The 1486-nt window shown below is 66.1% G+C and carries 2 protein-coding genes; both read right to left on the reverse strand.

Translation table 11 applies throughout. The annotated features are described in order from the left end of the window. Positions 1-146: 146 nt before the first annotated feature. Complete coding sequence (locus ACT3TZ_RS15115) at positions 147-332, reverse strand: hypothetical protein (protein ID WP_444584235.1); 186 nt, start codon at positions 330-332, stop codon at positions 147-149. Beyond that, positions 329-1198, reverse strand: a complete 870-nt coding sequence (locus ACT3TZ_RS15120; RefSeq protein ID WP_444584236.1) for a hypothetical protein — start codon at positions 1196-1198, stop codon at positions 329-331. The genes ACT3TZ_RS15115 and ACT3TZ_RS15120 overlap by 4 nt, the downstream gene beginning before the upstream one ends. Positions 1199-1486 lie beyond the last annotated feature (288 nt).

Here is a 1486-nt window from a genome sequence, read left to right on the forward strand (position 1 = left end):
CAGGATGATCTGCGTCTTGCGTGCCATGCGTGTTCTCCTCGGGCTGGGTGTGAGCATTCACCATACATAGAGAACGTGTCGGATGGGCACATAGTGAAGCCCCGCGATCAACATTGATCGCGGGGCTTCATCCGATATGTGATTGTTCAGCCACCGAACGTGAGGACCGTTCCGATGAGGCCGAGGGATAGCTGCTCGTCGGGGTACTCCGCGCGGACGTAGTCGGCAGCGTCCAGGACCTTCTGTCGCTCACCCTGGGACATCTCGTCCCACGCGTGACGCTCGACGTCGGCGACGAAGTCGGGGTACGTGGTGTGCGTGTTGACGTTCATGAGATGCGTCCTGTCCTGGTGTATGCGTCGGCTTCATCGTAGTCGGTGAACGTTTTGAGTCCAGGGTGATCGAGCTTCTCGTGCTGCTCGGACGAGACCATGAAGACGATCTCGGGTTCCCCGCGGGGAGGAGCGATCTTGCTCATGGCCTGGTAGTCCCAGCCTTCGGGGGCGAAATCCTTGTTGAACGGGATCGAGGCGACCTCGATGAACCCGCTGCGTGCATATAGCTGGGGCAGGAATGTGTCGAAGCACTCCAGGTGTGTCCCGCCGTGCTGCACGGCCACGGGGAGTAGAGCGCGTGAGGCCCCTCGGTGGTGGCTGTCGGAGTACAGCGCGGAGATCTCGCCGGTGTCGCGGACGGCGGCGCCAGCGCGGCCGTCGGCGAGCACGAGCATGGCTGTGAAGTCCCGCTGGAGCTCGGTGGGGGTGGCCCGCGTGACTTGCTTGCCGAAGTAGTTGGCGTCGTAGCGGTCGCTGAGCCCGGAGCTGTACGACCGCGCGGAGGTTGGTCCGGTCACCTCGAGCACGGTGTGGCCGTGGGAGGTGTGGGCCCGCGTGACGCGGAAGGTCCCGCCTGGGAGGTGGAGGGGCTTGCCGTCGGGCGAGTCGGCCACGTACCTGTTGATCGTCGAGGTGAGGCTGACGGCGTCGTAGGTGGCCGTGGAGCCCGTCTGGGCCCCGATGTGCTGCTCGAGGCCTGTTCGGGTCTTGAGCAGCCCTCTGCGCGCCTCCTGGAGCTTCGAGGTGAGCTCGGCGCGCTCGGGAGTGCCGTCCGGGGCCTCGGCGAGCTGCCCCTCAAGGCCGTCGACGACCTGGCTCTGGTGGTAGTAGCAGCGGCCGCCCTCGGCCTTGCGTTGGCACATCGGATCTCCGATCGGCTTGCACGGTATGAGCCGCCGATATGACGCCCACGCCTCTGTACCGCGCTTTCAGGGGATGGATGTGACATCACCGTCTCCCAGGGATCGGGCGTACGGGGGCTACCGGGGGTCGTGGCCGCCGTGGTGGGGTGGGTGCCCGTGATGAGCTGCAGCGGTCTCGGAGGGATGCGCTACCGGCCGAAGAGGTAGCAAAGGAGTCGGCGGAGGGGCTGGCGTCGGGTCTCCTGCGACGTCGACGGGGCTGGTTGGCTGGGTGCCCGTGAAGCGGGC

Origin of the sequence: Brachybacterium sp. AOP25-B2-12, assembly GCF_052378625.1 — a bacterium.
Taxonomy (GTDB): domain Bacteria; phylum Actinomycetota; class Actinomycetes; order Actinomycetales; family Dermabacteraceae; genus Brachybacterium.

Excerpts from the sequence above, each read along its gene's own strand:
- ACT3TZ_RS15115 (WP_444584235.1), bottom strand. The coding sequence starts at position 332 with ATGAACGTCAACACGCACACCACGTACCCCGACTTCGTCGCCGACGTC.
- ACT3TZ_RS15120 (WP_444584236.1), bottom strand. The coding sequence starts at position 1,198 with ATGTGCCAACGCAAGGCCGAGGGCGGCCGCTGCTACTACCACCAGAGC.